Annotated in this window: 15 protein-coding genes and 1 tRNA gene; 14 read left to right on the top strand and 2 right to left on the bottom strand. The window is 71.7% G+C overall.

All coding sequences use genetic code 11. From position 1 onward, the window contains the following. Positions 1–46: 46 nt before the first annotated feature. The 12 genes from ACIQ6Y_RS30785 to ACIQ6Y_RS30730 all read left to right on the top strand — a co-directional run bounded on the left by ACIQ6Y_RS30785 (position 47) and on the right by ACIQ6Y_RS30730 (position 12,003). Positions 47–454 carry an NADH-quinone oxidoreductase subunit A gene (locus ACIQ6Y_RS30785; RefSeq protein ID WP_404043787.1) on the top strand — a complete coding sequence of 136 codons (408 nt, stop codon included), beginning with the start codon at positions 47–49 and terminating at the stop codon, positions 452–454. Continuing rightward, entirely contained in the window at positions 445–1,065 is a 621-nt protein-coding gene (locus ACIQ6Y_RS30780) for an NADH-quinone oxidoreductase subunit B (protein ID WP_404043785.1), read from the top strand. The genes ACIQ6Y_RS30785 and ACIQ6Y_RS30780 overlap by 10 nt, the downstream gene beginning before the upstream one ends. Next, complete coding sequence (locus tag ACIQ6Y_RS30775) at positions 1,062–2,705, top strand: NADH-quinone oxidoreductase subunit C (RefSeq protein ID WP_404043783.1); 1,644 nt, start codon at positions 1,062–1,064, stop codon at positions 2,703–2,705. The genes ACIQ6Y_RS30780 and ACIQ6Y_RS30775 overlap by 4 nt, the downstream gene beginning before the upstream one ends. Continuing rightward, positions 2,702–3,670, top strand: coding sequence for an NADH-quinone oxidoreductase subunit H (locus ACIQ6Y_RS30770; RefSeq protein WP_404043781.1), 969 nt, complete (start codon positions 2,702–2,704; stop codon positions 3,668–3,670). Before ACIQ6Y_RS30775 ends, ACIQ6Y_RS30770 begins: the two co-directional genes overlap by 4 nt. After that, the gene (locus ACIQ6Y_RS30765; RefSeq protein ID WP_404043779.1) at positions 3,670–4,278 is read left to right on the top strand and encodes a NuoI/complex I 23 kDa subunit family protein; all 609 of its coding nucleotides are present in this window, start codon (positions 3,670–3,672) and stop codon (positions 4,276–4,278) included. The genes ACIQ6Y_RS30770 and ACIQ6Y_RS30765 overlap by 1 nt, the downstream gene beginning before the upstream one ends. Positions 4,279–4,295: 17 nt before the next feature. Continuing rightward, on the top strand, positions 4,296–5,030 hold the full coding sequence (locus ACIQ6Y_RS30760) for an NADH-quinone oxidoreductase subunit J (RefSeq protein WP_404044178.1): 735 nt from the start codon (positions 4,296–4,298) through the stop codon (positions 5,028–5,030). Continuing rightward, positions 5,030–5,407: an NADH-quinone oxidoreductase subunit NuoK gene (gene nuoK / locus ACIQ6Y_RS30755; RefSeq protein ID WP_404043777.1), complete on the top strand. Its 378-nt coding sequence runs from the start codon at positions 5,030–5,032 to the stop codon at positions 5,405–5,407. Before ACIQ6Y_RS30760 ends, nuoK begins: the two co-directional genes overlap by 1 nt. Further along, positions 5,404–7,398: an NADH-quinone oxidoreductase subunit L gene (locus ACIQ6Y_RS30750; RefSeq protein WP_404043775.1), complete on the top strand. Its 1,995-nt coding sequence runs from the start codon at positions 5,404–5,406 to the stop codon at positions 7,396–7,398. The genes nuoK and ACIQ6Y_RS30750 overlap by 4 nt, the downstream gene beginning before the upstream one ends. 6 nt (positions 7,399–7,404) lie before the next feature. Next, a complete protein-coding gene (locus ACIQ6Y_RS30745; protein ID WP_404043773.1) occupies positions 7,405–8,979 on the top strand; it encodes an NADH-quinone oxidoreductase subunit M in 1,575 nt (524 codons plus the stop codon). Next, positions 8,976–10,499 carry an NADH-quinone oxidoreductase subunit N gene (locus tag ACIQ6Y_RS30740; RefSeq protein WP_404043771.1) on the top strand — a complete coding sequence of 508 codons (1,524 nt, stop codon included), beginning with the start codon at positions 8,976–8,978 and terminating at the stop codon, positions 10,497–10,499. The genes ACIQ6Y_RS30745 and ACIQ6Y_RS30740 overlap by 4 nt, the downstream gene beginning before the upstream one ends. A gap of 251 nt (positions 10,500–10,750) precedes the next feature. Further along, a complete protein-coding gene (gene htpX / locus ACIQ6Y_RS30735; RefSeq protein ID WP_404043769.1) occupies positions 10,751–11,614 on the top strand; it encodes a zinc metalloprotease HtpX in 864 nt (287 codons plus the stop codon). After that, positions 11,611–12,003 carry a YccF domain-containing protein gene (locus tag ACIQ6Y_RS30730; RefSeq protein WP_404043767.1) on the top strand — a complete coding sequence of 131 codons (393 nt, stop codon included), beginning with the start codon at positions 11,611–11,613 and terminating at the stop codon, positions 12,001–12,003. Before htpX ends, ACIQ6Y_RS30730 begins: the two co-directional genes overlap by 4 nt. 122 nt (positions 12,004–12,125) lie before the next feature. Here the strand turns inward: ACIQ6Y_RS30730 and ACIQ6Y_RS30725 are convergent, their stop codons facing one another. Continuing rightward, a complete protein-coding gene (locus ACIQ6Y_RS30725; RefSeq protein ID WP_404043765.1) occupies positions 12,126–13,367 on the bottom strand; it encodes an APC family permease in 1,242 nt (413 codons plus the stop codon). Between the two features lie 101 nt (positions 13,368–13,468). Further along, on the bottom strand, positions 13,469–13,957 hold the full coding sequence (locus ACIQ6Y_RS30720) for a YajQ family cyclic di-GMP-binding protein (RefSeq protein WP_393585090.1): 489 nt from the start codon (positions 13,955–13,957) through the stop codon (positions 13,469–13,471). A gap of 167 nt (positions 13,958–14,124) precedes the next feature. Here ACIQ6Y_RS30720 and ACIQ6Y_RS30715 point away from each other — a divergent pair. Both ACIQ6Y_RS30715 and ACIQ6Y_RS30710 read left to right on the top strand, forming a co-directional pair. Further along, positions 14,125–14,206, top strand: a tRNA-Tyr gene (locus ACIQ6Y_RS30715). Between the two features lie 92 nt (positions 14,207–14,298). Further along, positions 14,299–14,511: a hypothetical protein gene (locus tag ACIQ6Y_RS30710; RefSeq protein WP_399649652.1), complete on the top strand. Its 213-nt coding sequence runs from the start codon at positions 14,299–14,301 to the stop codon at positions 14,509–14,511. Positions 14,512–14,609: the final 98 nt, after the last annotated feature.

The following is a 14,609-nucleotide window of genomic DNA, read 5'->3' as shown; positions in this document are numbered from 1 at the left end:
GTCGTCGCGGGTCGAGGGCCGAGGGCCAGGGAGCGAGGGGACGGACGTGCGGGAATCGACCGTCGAACCGGCTGTCGTCGTCGCGGCGGACTACTTCCAGTCCTATTCCGTCGTCGGACTGCTCGCCGCCGTCGGCGTGCTGTTCGTCGCCGTCGCCTTCGGGGCCGGCCGGCTGCTGCGGCCCGTCGTGCCCACCCCCGAGAAACTCCTGACCTACGAGTGCGGCGTCGACCCGGTCGGCGAGGGCTGGGCCCACACCCAGGTCCGCTACTACGTCTACGCCTTCCTCTACGTCATCTTCGCCGTCGACTCGATCTTCCTGTTCCCCTGGGCGACGGTGTTCGCCGCGCCGGGCTACGGGGCGACCACCCTCGTCGAGATGTTCATCTTCCTCGGCTTCCTCGCCGTGGGCCTGCTCTACGCATACAAGAAGGGCGTCCTGGCATGGACGTGACCCCCTCGGAACCGGTTCTGCTTCCCGAGCCGAAGCGCCTGGGCGCGCTCGCACGCCTGGCCCCCGAGCCGATGAAGGTGGTCCTCAACTGGGGCCGCCGCTACTCCCTCTGGGTCTTCAACTTCGGCCTCGCCTGCTGCGCGATCGAGTTCATCGCCGCGTCGATGGCCCGCCACGACTTCATCCGCCTCGGCGTGATCCCCTTCGCGCCGGGCCCGCGCCAGGCCGACCTGATGGTGGTCTCGGGCACGGTCACGGACAAGATGGCCCCCGCCGTCAAGCGCCTGTACGAGCAGATGCCCGAGCCCAAGTACGTCATCTCCTTCGGCGCGTGCAGCAACTGCGGCGGCCCCTACTGGGACTCCTACTCGGTCACCAAGGGCGTCGACCAGATCATCCCCGTCGACGTCTACGTCCCCGGCTGCCCGCCCCGCCCCGAGGCCCTTCTCCAGGGCATCCTCAAGCTCCAGGAGAAGATCGCCCGCGAGTCCCTGGGCGAGCGCTACGGCCACACCGCCACCCGGCCTTCCACGGCAGCCCTGCAGAGCGGCCTGGTGCGGCCGCCGGTACCGGCCGAGGAGACCGACTCGGGTACGGAGGGCGCGCGATGACCGCCACCGGCTGGCTGCCCGCCCCCGCCGAGGAACTTTTCGGCCCCGACGCCACCGCCGAGGAGTCCTACGACGTCCTCACCGTCGACGTGCCCCCGGCCGCCTGGATCCAGGCCCTGCGCACCGCCCGCGACGAGCTGGACTGCACCTACTTCGACTGGCTGAGCGCCGTCGACGAGCCCGGCACCGGCTTCCGCGTCTCGGCCCACGTCGTCGCCCTCCACCCGGTCCGGCGGCTGTTGCTCCGCACGACCGTCCCCCACGAGACGCCGCTGCTTGCGTCCGCCGTGGACGTCTACGCCGGTGCCACCTGGCACGAGCGCGAGACCCACGAAATGTTCGGCGTCACCTTCGAGGGCCACCCCGGCCTGGAACACCTCCTCCTCCCGGAGACCTTCGAGGGCCACCCCCTGCGCAAGGACTTCGTCCTCGCCGCCCGCGTCGCCAAGGCCTGGCCGGGCGCCAAGGAGCCGGGCGAGTCCGACCACGGCGGCCCCAAGCGCCGCCAGATGCTCCCGCCGGGCGTCCCCGACCCCAACGACTGGGGCCCCCTCAAGGGCCAGCTCCCCCCTGCCCCCGCCCGCCCGGCCCGAGGCGCCGCCCGCCCAGCAGGCGAACGCCCGGCCCGCCGCACCCGCACCGCGAGCGAGGGCTCCGCAAGCCAGACCACCCCCACGACGGACACCTCCGCCGACCAGACGCCCCCGGCCCCGGAAGCCTCCCCCGGCCGGACGCCCCGCGCCCCGGAGGCCCCCGCAGGCCCGCGCCGCGCCCGCACCGCCTCACAGGGCTCGGCCTCCCAACGCCCGATGGCCGCGACCACGCCCGCCACGGAGTCCGGCCTGGAGTCCGCCAGGGAGTCCGGCACCGAGGGGGCGACCTCGGCACCGACGGCCCCGGCCGGTCCCCGACGTGCCCGCAGCGCGTCGCAGGGGTCGGCCTCTCAGCGAGTCGCGGCTCCTGCGGAGCAGCAGGCGTCGGCTGATCGCGCGGAGCAGCAGACATCGGCTGATCAGCAGGCCCCGGTAGACCAGCAGGCCTCTGCTGGGCAGCAGGGTCCCGCCGGGCAGCAGGCATCTGCCGAACGGCAGGCCCCCGCTGAGGCGAAGCCCCGCCCGGCCCCTCGCAGCGCGGACGCGCCTTGGCACCACGCCCGGCCGGCCTTCGACGAGCCGAAGCCGGAGCGGGAGCAGGGCCCGGGGCCGAAGCCGGAGCCGGAGCAGGAACCGGAACAGCCGAAGGCACCGCAGGCCGCGGGCACGTCCGAGGCGGCGCCGACGCGAGAGTCGGAGGCGCAGGCCACAGGCACGTCCGAGACGGTGCCGGCCCAGGAGCCGGATGCCCAGGCCGCGCGCACGCCCGAGACGGCACCGACCCAGGAGCCGGAGGCGCAGGCCACAGGCACCTCCGAGACGGTGCCGGCCCAGGAGCCGGATGCCCAGGCCGCGCGGGAACCCGGCGCCGAGGCATTCCCGGAGCCCCTCGGAACCACCGCCCAGGAGACCGGCTCCCGAGGTCGCGCGTCGGAGAGCCCCGCCCCCGACAATGCCGGCCCTGACGAGACCGGCCCCGACAACCCCGGCCCTGACACCCCCGACCACACCGAAACCCCCGCCGACCCCTCAGGAGGCCCGCAGTGAACGACGCTCTCGACGTCGCCCTGCGACTCCTGATCGTCTTCGGCGTCTTCCTCACCTTCCCGCTGATCATCGGTCAGACCGAGCACAAGGTGATGGCCCACATGCAGGGCCGCCTCGGCCCGATGTACGCAGGTGGCTTCCACGGCTGGGCCCAGCTCGTCGCGGACGGCGTGAAGTTCGCGCAGAAGGAGGACGTCGTCCCCACCGGCGCGGACCGGCGGATCTTCCAGCTGGCCCCGGCCGTCGCTCTCCTGCCCTACCTCCTCGTGCTGCTCGCCATCCCGATCGGCCCGAGCGAAGGCGCGGTCGGTGAGGTCATCGACGCGGGTGTCTTCTTCGTCCTCGCGGTGATGGGCGTCGGCGTCCTCGGCTCTCTCATGGCCGGATGGGCCAGCGCCAACAAGTTCTCCCTCCTCGGCGGTCTACGTACCGCCGCCCAGTTGCTCGCCTATGAACTCCCGATGCTGCTCGCCGCCGCCTCGGTGGCGATGGCGGCCGGCACGGTCTCCCTCCCCGGCATCATCGACGCGTTCGAGTGGTGGTGGCTGCCCTGGCAGATCGTCGGCGCGATCGTGTTCTTCGTCGCCGGTCTGGCAGAGCTCCAGCGGCCCCCCTTCGACATGCCCGTCGCCGACTCCGAGATCATCTTCGGCGCGTACACCGAGTACACCGGTCTGCGGTTCGCTCTCTTCCTCCTCGCCGAGTACGCCGGGATCGTCGTCCTGTGCGGCCTGACCACCGTCCTGTTCCTTGGCGGCTGGCACGGCCCCTGGGGCGCCGACGGCCTCGGCTGGGTGTGGACCCTGCTGAAGACGGCCGTCCTCGCCTTCGTCGTGATCTGGCTCCGCGTCACCTATCCCCGCCTGCGCGAGGACCAGCTCCAGAAGCTCTCCTGGACCCTCCTCGTCCCCCTCTCCCTCGCTCAGATCGCCCTCACCGGCATCGTCAAGGTGGTGATCTCCTAGTGGCCCCCATTCCTGGCTCCGGCCTCGCCAAGGGCCTGGCCGTCACCCTCCGCACGATGACGAAGAAGACCGTCACCGAGCAGTACCCCGACGTCCAGCCCGACCTCCCGCCCCGCACCCGCGGTGTGATCGGCCTGTTCGAGGAGAACTGCACGGTCTGCATGCTCTGCGCCCGTGAGTGCCCCGACTGGTGCATTTACATCGACTCCCATAAGGAGACGATCCCGGCGGCGACGCCCGGCGGCCGCGAGCGCAGCCGCAACGTGCTCGACCGCTTCGCCATCGACTTCTCGCTGTGCATGTACTGCGGTATCTGCATCGAGGTCTGCCCCTTCGACGCGCTCTTCTGGTCCCCGGAGTTCGAGTACGCCGAGACCGACATCCACGAGCTCACCCACGAGCGCGACAAGCTCCGCGAGTGGATGTGGACCGTGCCGGCCCCGCCTGCCCTCGACCCGGGCGCGGAGGAACCGAAGGAGATCGCCGCGGCCCACAAGACGGCGGAGAAGCTCGCCGCGGCCCAGGCTGCCGATGCCGAGCCGACCGAGCCGACCAAGCCGCAGGGAACCGGGCCGCAGGGAACCGAGTCGCAGGGAGGGGACGCGTGAGCCTCGCCTCCCTCGCCATGGCCCCCGGCTCCACGGCGCTGACCACGGTCGCCGCGGACAGCCACGGCTTCCTGTCCCCGACCGGCGTGGAGATCGCCTTCCTCCTCGTCGGCCTGGTCACCTTCGGCGCCGCCCTGGTCACCGTCACCACCCGTCAGCTGGTGCACGCCGCCCTGTGGCTGGTGGTCACCCTCGGCGGCCTCGCCGTCGAGTACCTCCTGCTCACCGCAGAGTTCATCGCCTGGGTGCAGGTCCTGATCTACGTAGGCTCCGTCGTCGTCCTCCTTCTCTTCGGTCTGATGCTCACCAGGGCACCCATCGGCCGCTCCCCGGACGCGGACTCCGGGAACCGCTGGGCCGCCCTCACGGTCGCCGTCGCCTCGGCGGCCGCCCTGATCTGGGTGGTCGTCGATGCCTTCCGCGCCACCTGGATCGACCTCGACGGCGCCCCGGCCGGCTCCACCGAGGTCACCGGCCAGGCGCTCTTCCAGAACTGGGTCCTCCCCTTCGAGGCCCTCTCCGTCCTGCTCCTCGCGGCCCTGGTCGGCGCGATCGTCCTGTCCCGCAAGGCGAAGGCGGAGTCGAGCTCTCCCCCTGTGAACTCCCGGGCCACCACCGGTGGTTCCCCCTTCGCCCCGAATTCCCGTAATCACCCGATCGGGCGAACCAAGCCGGTGGAGCGAGCGGAGTCGGCCCCGCGACGCGACCCGTCCGAGGGCGTCACCCCGTCCGAGCAGGAAGGCGCCCGCTGATGCACCTCGCCTATCCCGCCGTACTCTCCGCCCTCCTCTTCTGCACCGGCCTGTACGGCGTCCTCGCCCGCCGTAACGCGATCCTGGTCCTGATGTCGGTCGAGCTGATGCTCAACGCCGTCAACCTCAACCTCGTCGCGTTCGACGTCTGGCTCAGCCGTACCGCCGAGGAGACCCTGCACTCCGGGCAGGCCCTGACCCTGTTCACCATCGCCATCGCCGCCGCCGAGATCGGCATCGGCCTGGCGATCGTCCTCGCCGTGTACCGCAACCGCGGCACCGCGGACATCGACAAGCTCCGCGACACCGCCGAGGGCCACGAGACCGACGTCCCCGAGGCGGGGACGGCCGCCGAGAAGGCTGAGGCCACCGCGTGACCACGACCACCCTCGCCGTTCTCGTCCCCCTCCTGCCGTTCCTCGGCGCTGCCGCCGGACTGCTCCTCGGCCGCACCGCCCCCGGTTTCGTCCGCCCGCTCGCCGTCCTGCCGGTCCTCACCTCCCTCGTGCTGGCCTGCGTCGTCGCGGCCCGCCAGGGCGGGGACGCGGCCGTCGACGCGGCCACCGAACTGACCCCCACCGGCTCGGTCCCGATCGAACTCGCCCTGCACATCGACGGCTTCGCCGCGCTCGTCGCCGTGCTGGTCGCGTTCGTCGCCGGCTGCGTGCAGATCTACTCCACCGGCTATCTCCGCGACGACCCGCGCTACCCGTCGTACGCCGCCCTCGTCTCGCTGTTCACCTCCGCGATGCTTCTGGTCGTCTACTCCGGCGACCTGATGGTGCTGCTCGTCGGCTGGGAAGTCATGGGCATCTGCTCCTACTTCCTCGTCGGCCACTACTGGGAGACCCCCGAGGCCCGCGCCGCCTCTCTCAAGGCCTTCCTGGTGACCAAGCTCGGTGACGTCCCCTTCCTGATCGGCCTGTTCGCCCTGGCCACGGACGCCGGGTCGTTCCGCATCACCAAGGTCCTCGGTGCCGTCGCGAGCGGCGGCCTCGACCACCCGACGCTGATCGCCCTGCTGCTCCTCGCGGGCGTGGCGGGCAAGTCGGCGCAGTTCCCGCTGCACACCTGGCTCCCCGACGCGATGGCCGGCCCCACCCCGGTCTCCGCGCTGATCCACGCCGCGACGATGGTCGCCGCCGGTGTCTACTTCATCGCCCGGCTCCTGCCCGTCTTCCAGGCCTCCACGGCCGCGATGGTCACCCTCGCGGTGATGGCCGCCGTCACGATGGTCGGTTCCGGCCTCGCCGCGCTCGCCCAGGACGACATCAAGCGCGTCCTCGCGTACTCGACGATCGGTCAGCTCGGCTACATGACCGGCGCCCTCGCCGTCGGCGACCGTGGTGCCGCCGTCTTCCACCTCCTGTCCCACGGCGCCTTCAAGGCGCTGCTGTTCCTCGCCGCCGGCGTGATCATCCACGCCGCCGGCACCAACTCGCTGGCCGCCATGTCCCGGATGAAGGACCTGCGCGACCGCGTCCCCGACGCCTACTGGACGATGACCGTGGCGCTCCTCGCGCTCGCCGCGATCCCGCCGTTCAGCGGCTTCTTCTCCAAGGAGTCCGTCCTCGGCGCCGCCGAGCACGTCTCCACCGGGCACACCGAGCACGCCCCCGGCGCCGCCGGGTGGATCGTCCTCGTGTCGGGCCTGGTCACCGCCCTGCTCACCGCGGCCTACGCGATGCGGCTGTGGCTGCGCGCCTTCCGCGGCCGGGGCGCCGAGGCCCCCGACCACGGCCGTCAGCCGCTGACGATGACCGCGGTGCTGTGGGTGCTCGCCCTGCCGTCCCTCGCGCTCGGCGGCCTCACCTACCGGCTGATGCCCGACTGGTTCGACGGCAACGACCTCGCGCCCACGCTCACCACCTCCGTCCTCGGCACGGGCGTGGCCCTCGTCGGCGGCCTCGTCACGTACGCCGCCTGGCGGCACACCACGGCCCTCGCCGCGCGCGTGCCCCTGGGCGCGGTCGCCGCCCACCCCGAGGGCGACGCCGGACTCGTCGAGGCCGAGGCCATCGCCAGCCACGCGCCCGCCTACGGCGACATGGCCTACGCCCCCGACCCGGCCGACCCCGGGAGGCTGCTGCTCGGCCCGCTGCACCGGCACGCGGCCGTCGGCTTCCACCTGGACGCCGTCTACTCGGCGCTGTTCGTCCGTCCGGTGCGAGCTGGTGCGAGCCTCGTCCGGTTCCTCGACCGCGAGGTCGTCGAGACCTACGTACGCGGCGCGGGCGCCCTGCCCCGCCTGCTCGGCGCGGCCGTCCGGCGCGCCCAGACCGGCAATGTGCAGACCTATGTGAGCGCGCTGCTCGCCGGCACCGTCGTCCTGGCGGTCGCCGTCGTCCTCGTCGCCACGGGAGCGTGAGCAGGCGTGATCGATATCAACGAGTCAGTGATGCAGTTCCTTCTGGCGTTCGTCGTCGTCGGCCCGCTCCTCGGCGCCGCCGCCGCTCTGCTGCCCGCCCCGCCCGGCCTGAAGGGGAAGTCGCCCGAGCAGGCCGTGCTACGCCACGGAGTCACCGTCACCGGTGCGGTCCTTCTCGCCGCGATCGTCCTCGCGCTCGGCTTCGACCACGACCACCCGTCGAAGATGCAGGCCGGCACGGACATCAGCTGGATCCCCGCACTCGACGTACGCATCCACCTCGGCATCGACGGCATCTCCCTCCCCCTTCTGGTGCTGACCGCGCTGCTGACCTTCCTCTGCGCGCTCTACTCGTACTTCAAGATGCCCGCGGGCCCGTCCCCGAAGGCCTTCGTCGCCCTGCTGCTCGTCCTGGAGTCCGGCACCCTCGCCACCTTCGCCGTCCTCGACCTGCTGCTGTTCTTCCTCGCCTTCGAGATGGTCCTGATCCCGATGTACTTCCTCATCGCCCGCTGGGGCGGCGAGGGACGGGCCGAGGCCGCCTGGCGGTTCATCCTCTACACGCTGCTCGGTTCCGTGGTCATGCTGCTCGGCCTGCTCCTGATCGGAATCAAGGCGGGCACATTCGACATGGTGGCACTCGCCACTGACAACGGCCGGTCGCTGACCACGTCCGTGCAGGTCATCGCCGTATTGGCGATCGGTCTCGGGCTCGCGGTCAAGACCCCGATGTGGCCGCTGCACAGCTGGCTGCCCGACGCCCACACCGCCGCCCCGACCGTCGGCTCGGTGCTGCTCGCGGGCGTCCTGCTGAAGATGGGCACGTACGGGTTCGTCCGCATCCTGCTCCCGGTCGCGCCGGACGGGTTCCGGGACTTCGCGCCGTATCTCGCCGCCTTCGCGGTCGTCGGCATCATCTACGGATCGCTCGCCTGTCTGGCCCTCGCCAGGCGCGGCGCCAAGGGCGACCTGAAGCGGCTCATCGCCTACTCCTCCGTCGGCCACATGGGCTTCGTCCTGCTCGGCATCGCCACGATGACCCCCACCGGCGTCAACGGCGCCCTGTTCGCCAACGTCGCCCACGGCCTCATCACCGGCCTGCTGTTCTTCCTGGTCGGCGCCCTGAAGGACCGCACCGGCAGCACCGACCTCGACACCCTCGCCGAGGAGACCGGCGCCGCCCTGTACGGCCGTGCCCCGCGCCTCGGCGGCCTGCTCGCGTTCGCCGCGGTCGCCTCTCTCGGCCTGCCCGGACTCGCCGGGTTCTGGGGCGAGATGCTCGCCCTGTTCGGCGCGTTCGACCCCGCCGACGGGCTCAGCAGGCCGGCGTTCCTCACCTTCATGGCGATCGGCGCCTTCGGCACGCTGCTCACGGCCGCCTACCTGCTGGTCGTGGTCCGCCGGGTGTGCATGGGCGCCCCGCAGGACGAGGTGCCGAAACTGGCCGACGTCCGCACGTACGAGTTCGCCGCCTGGACCCCGCTCGTCGTCCTCACCGTCGTCGCCGGGCTGTGGCCCAAGACCCTCCTCGGCCTCACCGACCCGGCCGTGCAGCAGCTCCTCGCAGGAGGCACCCGATGAGCTCCCCGGCCCAGATGCAGGCCGTCAACCTCGTCCAGGACGTCGACTGGCTCGCCGTCGCGCCGCCCACCATCGCGGCGGTCGTCGCGCTCGCCGTCCTCGTCGCCGACCTGTTCGTGGCCGACGGCAGGAAAGCCGTACTCGGCTGGATCTCGGTCGCGGGCCTCGCCGCTTCGACCGCCATGCTGCTGCCCCTGCTGGACGGCGACCGCTCCACCTTCTGCCTCACCGGCGACACACGCGTGTGCAGCTATACGGCGGACCGCTTCACCCTCGTCATCCAGTTCCTGGTCCTCGCCGGAGCCCTGGTCGCCGCCCTGCTGTCGGTCACCGCGCTGAAGGACGCGCGCAAGGAACTCCCCGAAGGGGAGTTCTGGTTCCTGCTGCTGTCCTCCGCCGCGGGCGCCGCCCTGCTGCCCGCCTCCCGTGACCTGGCGACCCTGATCGTCGCCCTGGAGGTCGCGTCCCTGCCCGCCTTCGCGCTGGTCGGCCTGCGCCACGGCGACAAGCGCTCCTCCGAGGCGGCCCTGAAGTTCTTCCTGTCCTCGGTCACGGCCACCGCCGTCAGCCTGATGGGCATCAGCTTCGTCTACGCCACCACCGGCACCCTGTACCTCACCCAGGTCGCCGACCGCATCCAGGACGTCGACGGCCAGCTGCACACCCTCGCCCAGACCGGCGTCGTCCTCACCCTTGTCGGCTTCGCCTTCAAGACGGCCGCCGTGCCCTTCCACTTCTGGGTCCCCGACACCTATGTGGGCGCGCCCCTCCCGGTAGCCGCCTATCTGTCCGTCGTGGGCAAGGCGGTCGGCTTCTCCGGCCTGATCCTCGTCACCGTCGTCGCCCTGCCGTCCTACGCCGACGTCTGGGGCCCCGCCCTCGCCGTGCTGGCCGCGCTCACCATGACCGTCGGCAACGTCGGCGCCCTGCGCCAGCAGGCCACGCGCGCGTACAGCGCCGTACGCCTGCTCGCCTGGTCCTCGGTCGGTCAGGCCGGCTATCTCCTGGTGCCGATCGCCGCCGCCGCGTACTCCGACGACGCCGAGCACTCCGTCGGCTCCACCCTCGCCTACGCCCTCATGTACGGCGCCGTGAACCTCGGCGCGTTCGCGGTGGCCGCGCTGGTGGGCCGTACGCACGCCCTCAACCGGGTGGCGGACTACCGGGGCCTGTACGCCAAGAACCCCGTCACCGCTCTGGTCCTGGCGTTCTTCCTGCTGTGCCTCGCGGGCCTGCCGCCGGGCATCATCGGCCTGTTCGCCAAGGTCACCGTCTTCTCGGCGGCCGTCGGGGCGGGCCTGGGCTGGCTGGCCGTGGTGATGGCCGTGAACGTCGTGATCGCGCTGGTCTACTACCTGAAGTGGACGGCCCTGCTCTTCCGTGCCCCCGAGGGCGAGCCCGGCCGGCACACCGTTCCGGCGCCCCTCACGGCCGCGATCGCCGTCACGGCCGTCATCGGCGTCGCCCTGTCCGGAGCACCCCAGCTGGTCCTGCGCTTCGCCGACACGGGCCTGTTCTGAGACGCGCACCTGCTCCGAGATCCGCAGGCCTGTCTTGAGACGCGCGGACCGGTTCTGAGACGCGTGGGCCGACGGTCACCCGTACGGCCCACGCCCGCCTCGGAGCGCCCCCACGGGCACAAGGGAACTAGTGGCTCTCGCCTCGCGTTGTCCAAAGCGGGAGGGTCCACTGGACGTGACACCACGGCACCAGTGGCATCGAGATCGACACAGCAAAGGGTTCCCCTGCCGCACCACTTGGAGGGCGTACCGTGCACCGCCGGCACAACGGGCTCAGGACCGCAGTACTCCTCGGGGGACTGTCCGCACTCATCATCGTCATCGGCGGCTTCTTCGGCCGTACGGGACTGATCGTCGCGGTGCTGATCGCACTGGGCACCAACGCGTACGCGTACTGGAACAGCGACAAGCTGGCCCTGCGCGCCATGCGGGCCCGTCCGGTCAGCGAGTTCGAGGCGCCCGCCCTGTACCGCATGGTCCGCGAGCTCTCCACGCAGGCCCGCCAGCCCATGCCCCGCCTGTACATCTCCCCGACGGAGGCGCCCAACGCCTTTGCGACGGGCCGCAATCCGCGCAACGCCGCCGTGTGCTGCACGGAAGGCATCCTGCGCCTGCTCGACGAGCGCGAGCTGCGCGGAGTCATCGGCCATGAGCTGAGCCATGTCTACAACCGGGACATCCTCATCTCCTCGGTCGCCGGCGCCCTCGCCTCGGTGATCATGTTCCTGGTCAACTTCGCCTGGCTGATCCCGGTCGGCCGCTCGGACGACGACGACGGCCCCGGCCTCCTCGGCATGCTCCTGATCATGATCCTTGGCCCGCTCGCCGCGTCGCTCATCCAACTGGCCATCAGCCGCTCCCGCGAGTACCAGGCCGACGCCTCCGGCGCCCAGCTCACCGGCGACCCTCTCGCCCTCGCCTCAGCCCTGCGCAAGCTCGACGCCGGCACCAAGCAGCTTCCGCTGCCCCCCGAGCCCAGAATCGAGACAGCGAGCCACATGATGATCGCCAACCCGTTCCGGCCCGGACAGGGCATGTCCCGGATGTTCTCCACCCACCCGCCCATGGCCGAGCGCATCTCGCGCCTGGAGCAGATGGCAGGTCCCCGCCGATGAAACTGATCCTGAACGTCATCTGGCTCGTCCTGAGCGGCTTCTGGCTCTTCCTCGGCTACCTGGCCGCGGGCCTGCTGCTCTGCATCACGATCATCGGCATCCCGTTCGGGATCGCCGCGTTCCGGATCGGCGTCTATGCCCTGTGGCCCTTCGGCTACACCACGGTCGAACGCCGCGGCGCGGGCGCCCCGTCCTGCCTGGGCAACGTCCTGTGGCTGCTGCTGGCCGGCTGGTGGCTCGCCCTCGCCCACATCGCCACCGGCATCGCCCTGTGCCTGACGATCATCGGCATCCCGTTCGGCATAGCCAACTTCAAGCTGATACCCGTCTCGCTGCTCCCGCTGGGCCGCGAGATCGTCCCGACGGACCAGCCGTTCGCGGCCCGCTGACCCGACCGGCAGCGCCCGAGGGTCGGAGGCGTCCGTCAGGCCGGCCGCGTCCGAGGCCCGGGAGGCCCGCCAGGCGGCAGCGCCCGCCAGGCCGGCAGCATCCGCCAGGCCGACAGCGTCCGCTACGCCGACCGCGCGCGTACGCCGTAGGCGACCGCCCCGGCAGCCAGTACGGCCGCGCCCACCAGCACCGACACCCCCGGCAGCGAGAACGCCAGCACCGCGCAGCCCAGCAGGCCCAGCGCGGGCAGGGCGCGCGCCCTGGGGGAGGGGTCGAGGGTCCAGGCGGAGGCGTTGGCGATGGCGTAGTACGTCAGGACGCCGAAGGAGGAGAAGCCGATCGCGCCGCGTACGTCGGCCGTGGCGGCGAGGACCGCGACCACCGCACCGACGGCGAGCTCCGCCCGGTGCGGCACCTGGAACCGCGGGTGCACCGCCGCGAGCGCCCCCGGCAGGTGCCGGTCCCGGGCCATCGCCAGAACGGTGCGCGAGACGCCCAGGATCAGCGCGAGCAGCGAGCCCAGCGCGGCCACGACGGCGCCCACGCGCACGACGGGCACCAGCCCCGGCAGCCCGGCCGCCCGCACGGCCTCGGCGAGCGGCGCGGCCGCCTGCCCGAGCCGGTCAGGGCCCAGCACGGCCAGCACGGCCACCGCCACGCACGCGTACACGGCCAGGGCGATCCCCAGGGCGAGCGGAATCGCGCGGGGGATGGTCCGCGCAGGGTCCCGCACCTCCTCGCCGAGCGTGGCGATCCGCGCGTACCCGGCAAAGGCGAAGAACAGCAGTCCGCCCGCCTGGAGCACACCGCCCAGTCCGCCGGAGAGGCCGATGTCCAGGTGGGCGGCCACCGTGTGCCCGGAGCCCAGGCACACGGCCACCACGAGCACGAGGACGGCCAGCACGACCGCCACGATCGCCCTGGTCAGCCGGGCGGACTTCTGTACGCCCCCGTAGTTCACCGCGGTCAGCGCGACCACGGCCGCGACCGCCACGGCGTGCGCCTGCTCCGGCCAGACGTACGCCCCCACGGTGAGGGCCATCGCCGCGCAGGAGGCCGTCTTGCCGACGACGAAGGACCAGCCGGCGAGGTAGCCCCAGAACGGCCCGAGTCGCTCGCGTCCATACACGTACGTGCCGCCCGAGGCCGGATACAGCGCGGCCAGCCGGGCGGAGGCCATGGCGTTGCAGTAGGCGACCACGGCGGCCAGCGCGAGCCCGAGCAGCAGCCCGGAACCGGCCGCCCGCGCGGCGGGCGCGAGCGCGGCGAAGATCCCGGCCCCCACCATCGAGCCGAGCCCGATCACCACGGCGTCGCTCACACCGAGCGTGCGCCGCAGCCCGGGGCCAGAGGGGTGCGTCATGCGGCGCACCCTAGCGAAGGAATTCGAACGTCCCGTTCACCGACGAGGCGGGCGGGCATCCCGGGAGCTCCCCGGATGCCCGCCCGCCAGGACGGGTGAGATCACCGGTAGTTCACGAACTGCAGCGCGAAGTCGAAGTCCTTGCCCTTCAGCAGGGAGATGACGGCCTGGAGGTCGTCACGGCTCTTCGAGCTGACGCGCAGCTCGTCGCCCTGAACCTGGGCCTTGACGCCCTTGGGGCCCTCATCCCGGATGATCTTCGCGACCTTCTTGGCGTTGTCCTGGGAGATGCCCTCCTCGATCGACGCGAAGATCTTGTACTCCTTGCCGGAGAGCTGCGGCTCGCCCGCGTCCAGCGCCTTCAGCGAGATGCCCCGCTTGATCAGCTTGGACTGGAAGACGTCGAGGACCGCGTTGACCCGGTCCTCGGAGTTGGCCTCCATGAGGATCTTGTCGCCGGACCACGAGATCGAGGCGCCGACGCCCTTGAAGTCGTAGCGCTGGGAGATCTCCTTGGCGGCCTGGTTGAGTGCGTTGTCGACCTCCTGCCGCTCGACCTTGGAGACGATGTCGAAACTGGAGTCGGCCATGACGTGTGGCTCCTTGCTCGGTCCTGGGATGACGCTCTGCGGGTAGGCCCCAAGCCTAGCGATCTCGCCGCTGATCAATCGGGTGGCGAAGCACCCCCCGGGATCAGGTATTGTTTACGTCGTTGCCACGGAGCACCGCCGAAAAGCGGCTCCGAGCAGCAATCCCAGGCGGTGTGCCCGAGTGGCCAATGGGAGCGGACTGTAAATCCGTCGGCTTAGCCTACCCAGGTTCGAATCCTGGCGCCGCCACACTGGGGAAGACCCCCTCCGTGCGAACGGAGGGGGTCTTTGCGTTGCCTGGGAAGGCGGCCATTGTCAGACCCGGCGGGCACACTGATCCCATGTCGTCCCGCCGCAGGCGCTGCCCCGAGTGCCGTCGTGAAATCGCCGTCGTCGCCGGACGGTTCGCCCGGCATGACCCGCCCGGGGCGCGGGAGGGCGACCGGCTCGTCTCGTGTCCGGGCTCCCGCCGGCCCGCGCAGCTCGGAGCGGTGCAGCCGTCGCTCGACGGCTACGTCGTCCCCGAGTTCCCCGGCCAACTGCCCCTGTTCTGACCCCGGTCCCGACGTAGAGGCACATCGCCCGCCGCCGACTTCACCCCACCCGAGGCTCAGTCGCCCGCCTGCGACTCCTCTCCACCGACGCTCAGTCG

Source organism: Streptomyces sp. NPDC096205 (genome assembly GCF_044763135.1).
In the GTDB taxonomy this organism is placed as follows: domain Bacteria; phylum Actinomycetota; class Actinomycetes; order Streptomycetales; family Streptomycetaceae; genus Streptomyces.
This window is presented reverse-complemented; position numbering and strand designations above follow the sequence as displayed.

Excerpts from the sequence above, each read along its gene's own strand:
- ACIQ6Y_RS30780 (WP_404043785.1), top strand. The coding sequence starts at position 445 with ATGGACGTGACCCCCTCGGAACCGGTTCTGCTTCCCGAGCCGAAGCGC.
- ACIQ6Y_RS30775 (WP_404043783.1), top strand. The coding sequence starts at position 1,062 with ATGACCGCCACCGGCTGGCTGCCCGCCCCCGCCGAGGAACTTTTCGGC.
- ACIQ6Y_RS30760 (WP_404044178.1), top strand. The coding sequence starts at position 4,296 with ATGGCCCCCGGCTCCACGGCGCTGACCACGGTCGCCGCGGACAGCCAC.
- nuoK (WP_404043777.1), top strand. The coding sequence starts at position 5,030 with ATGCACCTCGCCTATCCCGCCGTACTCTCCGCCCTCCTCTTCTGCACC.
- ACIQ6Y_RS30740 (WP_404043771.1), top strand. The coding sequence starts at position 8,976 with ATGAGCTCCCCGGCCCAGATGCAGGCCGTCAACCTCGTCCAGGACGTC.
- ACIQ6Y_RS30730 (WP_404043767.1), top strand. The coding sequence starts at position 11,611 with ATGAAACTGATCCTGAACGTCATCTGGCTCGTCCTGAGCGGCTTCTGG.
- ACIQ6Y_RS30725 (WP_404043765.1), bottom strand. The coding sequence starts at position 13,367 with ATGACGCACCCCTCTGGCCCCGGGCTGCGGCGCACGCTCGGTGTGAGC.
- ACIQ6Y_RS30720 (WP_393585090.1), bottom strand. The coding sequence starts at position 13,957 with ATGGCCGACTCCAGTTTCGACATCGTCTCCAAGGTCGAGCGGCAGGAG.
- ACIQ6Y_RS30710 (WP_399649652.1), top strand. The coding sequence starts at position 14,299 with ATGTCGTCCCGCCGCAGGCGCTGCCCCGAGTGCCGTCGTGAAATCGCC.